General features: G+C 73.0%; 14 protein-coding genes and 2 pseudogenes. 4 read left to right on the plus strand and 12 right to left on the minus strand.

Features of this window, described 5'->3' with window-relative positions; all coding sequences use genetic code 11:
- From ACWJ6R_RS21690 to rimP, 4 genes are all read right to left on the minus strand, one after another.
- Positions 1-328: translation initiation factor IF-2 N-terminal domain-containing protein (locus ACWJ6R_RS21690; protein ID WP_449063991.1), on the minus strand; the 328-nt coding region annotated here is incomplete at its 3' end.
- Positions 329-470: 142 nt separating this feature from the next.
- Positions 471-800, minus strand: a complete 330-nt coding sequence (locus ACWJ6R_RS21695; protein WP_449063992.1) for a YlxR family protein — start codon at positions 798-800, stop codon at positions 471-473.
- A complete protein-coding gene (gene nusA / locus ACWJ6R_RS21700; protein WP_449063993.1) occupies positions 757-1,761 on the minus strand; it encodes a transcription termination factor NusA in 1,005 nt (334 codons plus the stop codon). Before nusA ends, ACWJ6R_RS21695 begins: the two co-directional genes overlap by 44 nt.
- An 11-nt stretch (positions 1,762-1,772) precedes the next feature.
- Entirely contained in the window at positions 1,773-2,282 is a 510-nt protein-coding gene (rimP, locus tag ACWJ6R_RS21705) for a ribosome maturation factor RimP (RefSeq protein WP_449063994.1), read from the minus strand.
- 251 nt (positions 2,283-2,533) lie between these two features.
- On the opposite strand from rimP, the gene ACWJ6R_RS21710 reads away from it, so the two are divergent.
- The 4 genes from ACWJ6R_RS21710 (at position 2,534) to ACWJ6R_RS21725 (ending at position 4,089) form a co-directional block, all read left to right on the plus strand.
- Positions 2,534-3,028, plus strand: coding sequence for a hypothetical protein (locus tag ACWJ6R_RS21710; protein ID WP_449063995.1), 495 nt, complete (start codon positions 2,534-2,536; stop codon positions 3,026-3,028).
- Entirely contained in the window at positions 3,025-3,525 is a 501-nt protein-coding gene (locus ACWJ6R_RS21715; RefSeq protein ID WP_449063996.1) for a ferritin-like domain-containing protein, read from the plus strand. The genes ACWJ6R_RS21710 and ACWJ6R_RS21715 overlap by 4 nt, the downstream gene beginning before the upstream one ends.
- Positions 3,526-3,616: 91 nt before the next feature.
- A complete protein-coding gene (locus ACWJ6R_RS21720) occupies positions 3,617-3,811 on the plus strand; it encodes a DUF4236 domain-containing protein (protein ID WP_068896999.1) in 195 nt (64 codons plus the stop codon).
- Between the two features lie 74 nt (positions 3,812-3,885).
- Complete coding sequence (locus tag ACWJ6R_RS21725) at positions 3,886-4,089, plus strand: DUF4236 domain-containing protein (RefSeq protein WP_449063997.1); 204 nt, start codon at positions 3,886-3,888, stop codon at positions 4,087-4,089.
- Positions 4,090-4,188: 99 nt separating this feature from the next.
- Here ACWJ6R_RS21725 and ACWJ6R_RS21730 read toward each other — a convergent pair whose 3' ends face one another.
- The 8 genes and pseudogenes from ACWJ6R_RS21730 to ACWJ6R_RS21765 form a co-directional block, all read right to left on the minus strand.
- On the minus strand, positions 4,189-4,548 hold the full coding sequence (locus tag ACWJ6R_RS21730; protein WP_449064002.1) for a C40 family peptidase: 360 nt from the start codon (positions 4,546-4,548) through the stop codon (positions 4,189-4,191).
- Between the two features lie 88 nt (positions 4,549-4,636).
- A pseudogene (locus ACWJ6R_RS21735) lies at positions 4,637-5,860 on the minus strand (helicase-related protein); the annotation flags it as partial.
- Positions 5,861-6,029: 169 nt separating this feature from the next.
- Positions 6,030-7,484 carry a serine/threonine-protein kinase gene (locus ACWJ6R_RS21740; RefSeq protein WP_449063998.1) on the minus strand — a complete coding sequence of 485 codons (1,455 nt, stop codon included), beginning with the start codon at positions 7,482-7,484 and terminating at the stop codon, positions 6,030-6,032.
- A 110-nt stretch (positions 7,485-7,594) separates the two neighbouring features.
- A complete protein-coding gene (locus ACWJ6R_RS21745) occupies positions 7,595-8,434 on the minus strand; it encodes an undecaprenyl-diphosphate phosphatase (RefSeq protein ID WP_449063999.1) in 840 nt (279 codons plus the stop codon).
- Between the two features lie 262 nt (positions 8,435-8,696).
- Positions 8,697-8,969 (minus strand): annotated as a pseudogene (locus tag ACWJ6R_RS21750) (DUF6098 family protein); the annotation flags it as partial.
- Positions 8,970-9,071: 102 nt separating this feature from the next.
- Positions 9,072-9,212 carry a CBS domain-containing protein gene (locus tag ACWJ6R_RS21755; RefSeq protein WP_449064003.1) on the minus strand — a complete coding sequence of 47 codons (141 nt, stop codon included), beginning with the start codon at positions 9,210-9,212 and terminating at the stop codon, positions 9,072-9,074.
- The gene (locus ACWJ6R_RS21760) at positions 9,212-9,487 is read right to left on the minus strand and encodes a CBS domain-containing protein (RefSeq protein WP_449064000.1); all 276 of its coding nucleotides are present in this window, start codon (positions 9,485-9,487) and stop codon (positions 9,212-9,214) included. The genes ACWJ6R_RS21755 and ACWJ6R_RS21760 overlap by 1 nt, the downstream gene beginning before the upstream one ends.
- A 64-nt stretch (positions 9,488-9,551) precedes the next feature.
- Complete coding sequence (locus ACWJ6R_RS21765) at positions 9,552-9,803, minus strand: hypothetical protein (RefSeq protein WP_449064001.1); 252 nt, start codon at positions 9,801-9,803, stop codon at positions 9,552-9,554.
- Positions 9,804-10,103: the final 300 nt, after the last annotated feature.

The raw sequence follows: 10,103 nt of genomic DNA on the forward strand, positions 1-10,103 counted from the left end.
GCCGAAGGGGCGCGGCGGCGGCCGGCCGCGGACCCGGCTTGGGAGCGCCGGTCCCGGCTGGCGCCGAGGTGGGCGCCGCAGCGCCGCCGGCCTGCCCCTCGGCCGGCCTGGGGGCCGCCTGAGGCGGCCTGGGCGCCCTTCCGGCACCCTTGTCGGACGAACCCTTGGGGGACACGCCCAAAGCTTCCGTGAGCCTGCGGACCACCGGTGCTTCGATGGTCGAGGACGCCGAACGAACGAACTCGCCCATCTCCTGGAGCTTGGCCATGACGACCTTGCTCTCCACACCGAACTCCTTGGCGAGCTCGTATACCCGGACCTTCGCCACTGCACTCCCTTACTCGGCCCGGGAGGCTGTGCCGCCGGACCGTCGTTACGTAGACGTACTCATCGCCGCATGCTCATCAGGCGCTCATAGCTATCTGACCAGCCCATCAACTCGGCGTCCTACATGACAGTTGGCAACCATTTCACCCGGTCCTTTCAGCCTGCAGCTCTTCCACGTGGCCGCGCACAAGCGACAGGTCGAGCGTTTCCGTGACGCGGAACGCGCGCGGAAACGCCCGTCTGCGCTCGGCGAGCTCGAGGCATCTCGGGGTCGGATGCAGTGAAGCACCACGTCCCGGGAGCCGTCGTCGCAGGTCGGGGACTATGACGCCCTCGACCGCCACCAGGCGGAGCAGCTCGGAGGAAACCGTGCGAACCCGGCAACCCACACAAGTTCTCAGTGGGGCAGCCTGGCCACCATATTCCAGCTTACCGTGTGGATGCATCTGCGGAACCGGCCGCACCCTCCACATGGGTGTCCGGCCGGATGTCGATGCGCCAACCGGTCAGGCGGTTGGCCAGCCGGGCGTTCTGCCCTTCCTTGCCGATGGCCAGGGAGAGCTGATAGTCCGGCACGGTCACCCGCGCGGCGCGGCCGGCGGCGTCGATCACCTCGACATGGGAAACACGGGCCGGCGACAGGGCATTCCCGACGAACTCCGCCGGATCCTCCGACCAGTCGATGATGTCGATCTTCTCGCCGTGCAGCTCGGTCATCACGTTGCGCACCCGCGACCCCATCGGGCCGATGCAGGCGCCCTTGGCGTTGACGCCCGGCCGGCGGGAGCGAACCGCGATCTTGGTACGGTGGCCCGCCTCCCGGGCGATCGCGGCGATCTCGACGGTGCCGTCGGCGATCTCCGGGACCTCCAGCGCGAAGAGCTTCTTCACCAGGCCGGGGTGGGTCCGCGACAACGTCACCGACGGGCCCTTGTGCCCCTTCTTGACCTGCACCACGTAGCAGCGGATCCGCTCCCCGTGGACGTACTCCTCACCGGGGACCTGCTCGTTGTGCGGGAGCACCGCCTCGATCTTGCCCAGGTCCACCAGGACGACCCGCGGGTCCTTGCCCTGCTGGATGACCCCGGCCACGAGCTCGCCCTCACGGCTGGCGAACTCACCGAAGTTGATCTCGTCCTCGGCGTCCCGGAGCTGCTGCAGGATGACCTGCTTGGCGGTGGTCGCGGCGATGCGGCTGAAGTTGCCCGGGGTGTCGTCGTACTCCCGGAGCACCTCCCCGCCCTCGCCGATCTCCGCGGCGTAGATGGCCACGTGACCGGTGCTCCGGTCCAGCTCGGCGCGGGCCTTGGCGGCCGCGCCCTCGGTCCGGAAATATGCGATCAGCAGCGCGTCCTCGATCGCCTTGACGACCAGGTCGAAGGAGATGTCCTTCTCCCGCTCCAGGCTGCGCAGGACGCTCATGTCGATGTCCACGAGGCTCCCCCTTAGCCCTCGTCGCCGTCTTCGCCGTCGTCTTCGGCGTCGTCGCTCTCATCGAGCCGGCGGAATTCCACCTGCACCCGTCCTCGGGCCAGGTCCTGATAGTCGGCGCGGTGCCGCACGCCCTCGACGTCCAGCTCCACACCGGTCTCGTCGGTGGCGACGATCCGGCCCTCCACGCACGTGCCGTCCCGCAGGTCGGCCTTGACCAGCCGCCCCGCCGCCCGGCGCCAGTGGCGCGGCTCGGTGAGCGGGCGGTCGACTCCGGGAGAGGAGACTTCCAGCACGTAGGGGGCGGAGCCCATCGCGTCGTCGGCGTCCAGCGCGGCGGAGACGGCGTGGCTGACCTCCGCCACCCCGTCCAGGCTCACGCCGCCGTCGCGGTCGACGACGACCCGGAGCAGCCGGCGCTTGCCCGCCGGAGTGACCGTGACGTCCTCCAGGTCGAACCCCTCGGCTCCGACGACGGGCTCCAGAAGCTTCATCAGGCGGTCGCGGGATGTGACGCTGCCCATGTCGACCTCCTATTGTCACGATCTCGTCCGGGCGCACCTCGCCCATGTGATTCCCCAGCCTATCCACACCCGGGCGCGGAAAGAGCGTCACTCGGTGTGGCAGAGCCGCCCGGGGCCGCCCGGGGCCGCCCGGGGACACCCGAGGACACCCGAGGACGCCCGGGGACACCCCGGGATCGCGAGGTGACCGCGGTTGCGAGCCCGTACGATGCTAGAGGCGTCAGCACCCCACCCGAGACCGGAGGTCGTCCGTGCGTTCCTTCACCCGGCGCGCGCTGCTGCGGAGCGGTGCCCTCGGGGCGGCCGCCGTGACGGTCGCGGGATGCGCCGGCCAGGAGCCCGGGCCCGTCCCCGCGCCGCCGCCCGATCCGGAGACCGTGCTGCTCAGGCAGCTGATCGAGGAGAAGGAGCGGACCGTCGCGCTGTACGCCGCGCTGCCCTCGCGCCGGCTCGTCCCCTTCCGGCAGCGGCACGAGGCCCACCTGGCCGAACTGCGCCGGAGACTGCCCGCAGGGAACGTTCCGGAGCCCGCCGCCACGGCGTCTCCCCCCGGCTCCCCGTCCGCCTCCGCGACCCCCTCGCCGAGTCCGAGGCCGTCCCTGCGGAAGCTGCGCGACCTGGAGCGGAAGGCCGCCGCGCTCCGCCCCCGGCAGACCGAGGGGGTCTCCCCCGCGCTCGCCCAGCTGATCGCGTGCATCGGCGCCTGCGAGGCCGCGCACGCGGTGGCCCTGCCGAGGTCGCTTTGAGCGCGGGGACCGGCGGGCTCGCCACGGCCCTGGCGGCCGAGCACGCGGCCGTCTACGCCTACGGGGTGATCGCCGCCCGGACCACGGGCGACCTGCGCACCACCGCGACGGCGGCGTTCAAGGCCCACCGCGTCCGCCGCGACCGGCTCCGGTCCCTGATCACCGAGCGCGGCGGCGTCCCGGCCGAGGCCGACGCGGCCTACGCGCTCCCGGTCACCCCGTCCACCGCGGCCCAGGCCGTGGAGTTGGCGGTGCTGGTCGAGAAGGGGGTGACCACCGCCTACCTGGAGCTGGCCGCCGACGACGACGCGGCGCTGCGCCGCATGGCCGCCCTGGCCATGCAGGAGTGCGTCAAGCGCTCCTACGGCCTGCGCCCGGAGATCGAGGCCTTCCCCGGCATGCCGCCCGGCACGGTGCCCCCGGCGGCGGCGCCCTCACCGTCGTCCTCGCCGTCCGCGGCTCCGGGGCCCGGAGAGGACGGCGTTCGCACCTCCTGACGGCCCCCAGGATGCCACAGCCCGCTTTGCGCAGGTTTGCAACCTCCGTGACGGGTAGCCGACCTCCACGGACCCACCAAGGAGGAAAGCGATGGGCTGGGGATTCAGGAAGTCGATGAAGTTCGGTCCGTTCCGTCTCAACCTCTCCCGGAGCGGGGTCGGCCACAGCTGGGGCAACCGCGCCTTCCGGGTGACCCGGACGGCCGACGGCCGCCGCACGCTCAGCGTCAACCTGCCCGGCGGCCTGCACTGGCGCAAGACCCTCAGCGGGTCGTCCCGCCGCTGATCCGGAACCCCCGGCGGACGTCCGGCGTTGTTCCCACTGCAGGCATTCGGGTTCCGGACGAGACGGGGAGAGACATGGGCTGGAACTATCACAAGTCGATCAAACTGGGTCCGTTCCGCGTCAACCTGTCCCGGCACGGGGTCGGGCACAGCTTCGGCGGCCGCCGGTTCCACGTCTCCCGGACTCCGGACGGCCGCAAGTACGTGAGCGTGACCCTGCCGGGCGGGTTCCACCTCGGCAAGGCGATCGGCGGCCACCCGCGCCGCCGGCGCTACTAGGACCCGCCGCCCGTCCCCGCCGGGGGCGCTCAGCCCGCCCCCTGCCGGGTCGACCCCGGCCGGAGGAGCAGGCCGTACGGCCGGCGGCGCGGGGGGCGTTCAGCCCGCTCCCGGCCGGGTGAACCCCAGCCGGGGCGTCGGATAGTCGCCGTAGCTCTCGACGCGCACCACCGAGCGCGAGTTGGGCGCATGGATCATGGTCTTCCGCTCGGGGTCGAGCACGATGCCCACGTGGTCGGCCTTGCCGTCCCCGGTGCTGTCGAAGAAGATCAGGTCTCCGGCCTGCACCTCGCCGTCGGGCACGCGCGGTCCGTGCACCCACTGGTCCGCGGCGACCCGGGGGATGCCGATCCCGGCCGCCTGGTAGGCGCGGAGCGTCAGCCCGGAGCAGTCGAAGGTGTGCGGCCCGGTCGCGCCGAAGACGTAGCGATCGCCGAGCTGGTCGAGCGCGTACCCCACGATCGCCTTGGCCCGGGGGTTCGCGTCCAGGTCGGGAACCGTGGGCGGGATCCCCGGGCCTCCTCCCTGGTAGCCGGTCCCGCCGGATCCGCCCCGCCCGCCCGGCCCGCTGCTCGGCGGAGGCGCGGGAGACGCGGACCGTGGTGAGGGAGCCCAGGCCGCGGGCGTGGTCGGTGCGGGGCTCGCGGGCAAGGCCGGAGTCGACCACGATCCGGACGCCGGGCACGGTGAGGCTCGACTCGGCGACCGAGGTCGCCAGGACCACCCGCCGGACGCCGCCGGGGGAGAGCACCTCGTCCTGGACGCGGGCCGGGGCCTGGCCGTGGACCTGCAGGATCCGCAGGCCGCCGGGCCGGTCCGGGCGGCCGTCCTCCGCCGGTCCGCCGGGTCGGTTCGGGCGGTCGCCTCCCTCCGGACCGCCGGAGCGCTCAAGGTCGGCGAGCATTCCGGCGACGCGGCCGATCTCGCCGACCCCGGGCAGGAAGCAGAGCACGTCCCCGTCGTGCTCGGCGAGCGCCCGCCGTACGACGTCGGCGACATGGGCCAGGAAGGCGGGGTCGACGCGCAGGCCGTGCGGCGGGGTGACCGGCCGGGTGGGCGGGGCCCAGACCGGGGTGACGGGGTGCATGGTGCCGGAGGCGCGGACGATCGGCGCCGCGGGTTCCGGTCCGTCGGGGCCGGGTGCGGTTTCCGGTCCGGGCGAGAGACCGGCGGTGGTCCCCCAGCCCGTGGGGGTGGCGGTGGTCCCCCGATCCGTGGAGGACGCGGTGTCACCGGGGGTTCCCGTGGCGAGCAGGCGGGCCCAGGGCTCGGCGTCGGCGGTCGCCGAGGCGGCGACCAGCCGCAGGTCGGGGCGGAGGGTCGCGCGGACGTCGAGCAGGAAGGCGAGGGCGGTGTCGGCGTCCAGGTGGCGCTCGTGGCACTCGTCGAGCAGGACCGTGTGCACACCGCCGAGCTCGGGGTCGCGCTGAAGGCGTTGGAGGAGGACCCCGGTGGTGACGACCTCCACGATGGTGCCGGGACCCGTCCGGCGCTCGCCCCGGACCGAGAATCCCACCTCGGCGCCGACCTCCGAGCCCAGCAGCCAGGCCATGCGCCGGGCCGCGGCCCGCACCGCCATCCGGCGCGGCTCGGCCACGATCACCCTGCTGCGGGCCGAGCCGTCGAGGAGCCCGGCGAGGGCGAGCGGGACGAGGGTGGTCTTGCCGGTGCCGGGCGGTGCGACGAGCACGGCCGCGCCGCATGCGTCCAGGGCGGCGAGCAGCTCGGGCAGGGCGTGCCGGACGGGCAGGCCGGACCACTCGGAGCGCAGGCGCCCGGTGCTCCCCGGCCCGTCCGCGGCCCGTCCGCTGTGGTCCCGTCCGTCCGCGGTCCGTCCGCCGGGGCCCGGTCCGTCCGGTGTCTGCCCGCTGTGGTCCTGTCCGTCCGCCGTCACGACCCCTATTCAACCTGCCGGATCCGGCCGGTCGGAACGAGGAGCACTACGAGGAGATCGGCACGTTCGCGAACAGCCCGACACTGGGGATCTGGACGCCCAGCTCCTCCGCGGACTCGGGCACCCCGGTGAAGACGGAGTAGTACGACTCGGTGTCCCCCGGCGCGAGGTCCCCCGTGGTGGGGCTGCACGAGCAGGTGTCCCCGTCGGTCGTGGGGCCGTACTTCTTGCCGCTGGAGGGGTCCACCAGCATCACGCCCGCGGTGCTGTTGTAGTAGAACGGGGCCGTCGCCGACTGCGACCCGAACGCGACCCACGGGTTCCAGTCGTCGGTGCCGGTGTTGCGGACCGACCACTGCAGGGTCACCCCCTGCCCCTTGCGGGTGAGCGAGGCGATCTCGACGTGCAGGGGGATCCCGTCGATCTGGAGGTCCCGGCCCACCGGCAGGCCGTTCCCGGACGGCTCCCGCCCGCCTGCGCCCGACTGGAGGACGAAGGAGAGCACGGCTGCCGCGACCGCGAGCGCGGTGACCGCGGCGAGCACCGGCACCGTCCACCGGCTCCGGGAGCCGGGGACCGGAGAGTCGGCCACCGGAGAGTCGGAACCGGACGCGACCCGAGTGTGGACCTGGAGCCGGGTCGGGGTCCAGATGTCGCTGACCGCCTTGGTCGCGGCCTCGGCCGCCACCTCCTCCTGGCCGAGGAGCCGGTCGATGAGCTGCTGGGCGGTGGGCCGGCGGGCGGGGTCCTTGTCGAGCGCCCGCTCGACGAGGGGGCGCAGCCGCTCGTCGAGCCCGTCGAGGTGCGGCGCGTGGTGGACGACCCGGTAGAGGACCGACGGAGCGGCCCCGCCGCCGAACGGGGGGCGGCCGGTGGCGGCGTAGGCGACCACGCAGCCCCACGCGAAGATGTCGGCCGCCGCCGTGACGCGCTCGCCGTTGACCTGCTCGGGGGCCATGTACGAAGGGGTGCCGATCACCACGCTGGTGTCCCCGCCGGCCGTCTCCGCGAGCTGGGCGATGCCGAAGTCGATGACCCGCGGCCCGACCGGGCTGAGCAGGATGTTCGACGGCTTGAGGTCCCGGTGGACGACCCCCGCCCGGTGGATGGCCGACAGGGCCGTGGCCACCCCGACGGCCAGGGCGTCCAGGTTGGACCCGGTGACGGGCCCCTGCTCCTCGATGACGGTCGCGAGGTCCGAGCCCTCGACGTACTCGGTGACGAGGTAGGCCTGACCGTCCTCCAGGCCCACGTCGAGCACCGCCGCCGTGCAGAAGCGCGCGACCTTCTGCGCGGCCTCCGCCTCCTTGCGGAAGCGCCGGCGGAACTCCTCCTGCGCGGCGAGCTGGGGGCGCATGACCTTGAGCGCCACCTGCCGGCCCGCGGGGTCCCGTGCCAGGTGGACGATGCCCATGCCGCCCTCGCCGAGGCGGCGGACCGGGGTGTAGACCCCGATGCGGTGCGGCGGGACGGCGGCGTCTGGAGGCGGCTGCCTGTTCATCACCGGCAATCTTGCCCGGCGTCGCCGGATATGTCAGGCATTTCTGATCACTGTGCCGTTACTGTCACTGACCATGACGGGCTCCGGGCGGGCACCGGTCCCGCCCCGGGTCACCCCTGGCCCGCGGAGGGGTCCAGGACGCCGAAGCTCACCAAGGCGATGATCACCACGCCGAGGACCACCCGGTAGATCACGAAGCCGGTGAAGCGGTGGGTGCTGATGTACTTCAGGAACCAGGAGACCGCCGCGTAGCCGACGGCGAACGAGATCACGGTGGCCAGGATGGTCGGTCCCCACGCGGGGGCCGCCTCCTCGCCGATGTCGAACAGCTTCAGCACGCCCGCGCCCAGCACGGCGGGGATGGCCAGCAGGAAGGAGTACTTCGCGGCCTCCTCGCGGCGGTAGTCGAGCAGCAGGCCCGCGGTGATCGTGCCGCCGGAGCGGGAGACGCCCGGGATCAGGGCGAGGGACTGGGCGAGGCCGTAGACGACGGAGTGGGTGAAGCTGAGGTGCCGCTCCAGCGTGAGCTTGTCGCGGGCCTTGCGGTCGGCGAGCCAGAGGATCAGGCCGAAGACGATCAGCGTGGTGCCGATCAGGCGCAGGTCCCGGAAGATCGTGTCGATCTTCTCCTCGAACAGCAGGCCCAGGACGAGGATCGGGAGCGTGCCGACGATCACGTACCAGCCCATCCGGGCGGCGTGGTGGGAGCGCAGCGCGGGCGTCCACAGGGCCCGGGTCCAGGTGGAGATGATCTCCCAGATCTCCTTGCGGAAGTAGATGAGCACCGCCGCCTCGGTGCCGAGCTGGATCACCGCGGTGAATGCGGCGCCCGGGTCCGGCCAGCCGAGGAACGCGGAGACGACCCGGATGTGGGCGCTGGAGGAGATGGGCAGGAACTCCGTCAGTCCCTGAAGGAGTCCGAGGACCACCGCTTCGAACCAGCCGATCAACGTGGATGCCTTCCCTGCCGCGCCTGCGTGACCTAGGCGAGGTTAGCGGAGGCATGGTGCGGCCGTGACTCGGCCATAAGGCCGAGGCCGGGACTTGGACCGGGACCGGGACCGGGACTTGGACTTGGACTTGGACCCACGGCGGGACCCACGGCGGGGCCGACGGCGGGACCGGGGCCGGGGCGGTGCCGGGGCCGAGGGCGGTGCCGGGGTCAGCCGGCGCGCGAACCGGACTCCCGGTCGAGGGGGCCCACGCGTCGGTCCCCTGGCTGTCGATCAGCTCCTCGGCCTCCTCCATGACGGCGTCGTCGACGGTCGCCACGGCCTCGTCGCACTGGATGAGGGGCTCGTTGTCGGGCCCCCGGCCCACCTCCCGCCCGGACAGGACCCATGCCCTGACCCCGGGCCCGCGCTCCCGGCGCAGATGGGAGTAGTCGTGCAGGCGGCGGGCCGCCCACAGCCGGATCGGCCGGTCCCCCCACCAGTCCTCCCGGGGCCACCGGGCGCCGCCGGGTACGGACCGGTGCGTGCGCATCGCCGGGTACCGACCGGCCGGGACCACCGGGGTACGGCCGGTGCGCGCCCCTGGGCATGGACCGGCCGGGGTCACCGGGCGGCGACCCCGGCCGGTGTGTCGTCAGCGGTTCCCCTTCGCCGCGGAGATGTCGGCCAGAGCCGAGTCGGAGTCGCGGTCGATCGCCAGGTCTCCGATGCTCACGATGCCGACGGCGTGGTCGTTCTCGACCACAGGCACCCGCCGCACCGCCTTGTCGCGCATCAGCTGCACGACCTGCTCGATGCTGGTGTCGGGCCGACCGTCGTGAGCTCCTCGCTGCACGCCTCCCGGACCGGGGTGTCGGGGCCCTTGTCCTGGGCCACGACGCGGACGGCGATGTCGCGGTCGGTCACGATCCCGCTGACATGGCCGTCGTCGGTGAGGATCACCGCGCCGGTGTCCTCGCTGACCATCAGCTGAGCCGCGACGGATACGGGCTGGCTCGCGTCGAGGGTCGCCGGATCGGCCGTCATCACCTCGGCCACCGTCTTGCTCATGGGTCCTCCTCTGCTCGCACTCGCCGGATTCCCTACCCTCCACAAAACGGACAAACAGTCACATTTAACGCCGCGAGCCGGTGCCCGCCTCTTCGGTGGGCACCGGCTCGCCGCGCAGGGTCACGCGGGATGCGGCGGCCGCTGGTCCGGCGGCACTCCGCCGCCCTTCCCGCCGCCCTTGCTCCCCTTGTCCGTGCCGTGCGGGCGCTCCGGAGGCCGAGGTGCCGCTGGGCGTGTCGGGCATGACGTCGAGGTTCTCGTCGTTGGTCGGCGCCCCGCCGGATCTGCGGAGCTCGGGCTGCTGTGGCTGGGTCATGGTCTTCTCCTCGCCGTGCGAGAGGGTCCGTACTCCGTCTGGAGACTGCCCACAGGCTGGGGCGCAAATCTGGACGCATAGCCCATTTAGCATTAAAGAGTTCCATTGGGGCATGGAGAGGATGTGCTGCCCGCCGGTGTGCGACGGCCGCCGGACGGCGAGGGCGATCTCCGCCCCGCCGCCCGGCGACGGTGTCGCGCACCGGCGGGATCCCCTACTACCGGGTGATCGCCACGTCGTCCACCCCGGCCTCCACCAGGGAGGCGCCCGAGGCGTCGGCCGCCTCGATGAGGATCCGCA

It is taken from the genome of Planomonospora algeriensis, assembly GCF_977012225.1.

Coding starts and splice junctions, on each gene's coding strand:
- rimP (WP_449063994.1), bottom strand. CDS start 2,282: ATGGGCAGCGTCACATCCCGCGACCGCCTGATGAAGCTTCTGGAGCCC.
- ACWJ6R_RS21695 (WP_449063992.1), bottom strand. CDS start 800: ATGTGGAGGGTGCGGCCGGTTCCGCAGATGCATCCACACGGTAAGCTG.
- ACWJ6R_RS21755 (WP_449064003.1), bottom strand. CDS start 9,212: ATGCGCGACAAGGCGGTGCGGCGGGTGCCTGTGGTCGAGAACGACCAC.
- ACWJ6R_RS21760 (WP_449064000.1), bottom strand. CDS start 9,487: ATGAGCAAGACGGTGGCCGAGGTGATGACGGCCGATCCGGCGACCCTC.
- ACWJ6R_RS21720 (WP_068896999.1), top strand. CDS start 3,617: ATGGGCTGGGGATTCAGGAAGTCGATGAAGTTCGGTCCGTTCCGTCTC.
- ACWJ6R_RS21725 (WP_449063997.1), top strand. CDS start 3,886: ATGGGCTGGAACTATCACAAGTCGATCAAACTGGGTCCGTTCCGCGTC.
- ACWJ6R_RS21740 (WP_449063998.1), bottom strand. CDS start 7,484: ATGAACAGGCAGCCGCCTCCAGACGCCGCCGTCCCGCCGCACCGCATC.
- ACWJ6R_RS21765 (WP_449064001.1), bottom strand. CDS start 9,803: ATGACCCAGCCACAGCAGCCCGAGCTCCGCAGATCCGGCGGGGCGCCG.